The 678-nt window shown below is 65.0% G+C and carries 2 protein-coding genes; both read right to left on the reverse strand.

Annotation, left to right across the window (positions count from 1 at the left end):
• A partial coding sequence (locus CH341_RS31700) for a transposase (protein WP_146604725.1) occupies positions 1–311 on the reverse strand: 311 nt, incomplete at its 3' end.
• A partial coding sequence (locus tag CH341_RS31705; protein WP_210208708.1) for an IS5 family transposase occupies positions 266–678 on the reverse strand: 413 nt, incomplete at its 5' end. The genes CH341_RS31705 and CH341_RS31700, both read right to left, overlap by 46 nt.

Genomic DNA, 678 nt, shown 5'->3' on the forward strand with positions numbered 1-678 from the left:
CGCGAGAACATCCGCTCGATGCGATTGCGCCGTCGATAGGCGATGCGATCGTAGGGGATCGGCTGCTTGCGGCTGGTGGTCGACGGGATCACGGCCTTGGCTCCGCCCTCGGCCAGTAAGCAGCGAAGGCTGTTGGCGTCGTAAGCCTTGTCTGCGATGAGTCCCGTGATCGGCCCGACCCGCGCGATCAGCGTCGGCGCGACAGCGATGTCGCTTATGTTGCCGGGCGAGAGCAACAGAACGAGCGGCCGGCCGCAATGATCGCTCAGAGCATGGATTTTCGTCGTCCGCCCGCCGCGTGAGCGGCCGATCGCCTGTTTGAAGGCCCCCCTTTTCCGCCCGCTGCCGAGCGGTGAGCCTTGATGTGTGTGCTGTCGATCGCGACCGTCGCGATGATGCCGGTCGAGCCCGTCAACGCTTCGAATATCTCGAACCAGAGGCCTTGTCGGCTCCAGCGATTGAAGCGGTTGTAGATGGTCGTGTAGGGCCCGTATTCCTTCGGGCAGTCGCGCCAGCGGGCGCCGAGCCGAAGCATGTGCACGATGCCGCTGATCACCCGACGGTCGTCGACCCGGTGAGCCCCACGCCGTCCACGCGGAAGGTAGGGCTCGATCCGAGCCCACTCGGAATCGCTCAGCCAGTAAAGCTGCTTGCTCATCAAGGGCTCCGTACCCCCCG

The organism is Rhodoplanes roseus (assembly GCF_003258865.1).
Lineage (GTDB): Bacteria > Pseudomonadota > Alphaproteobacteria > Rhizobiales > Xanthobacteraceae > Rhodoplanes > Rhodoplanes roseus.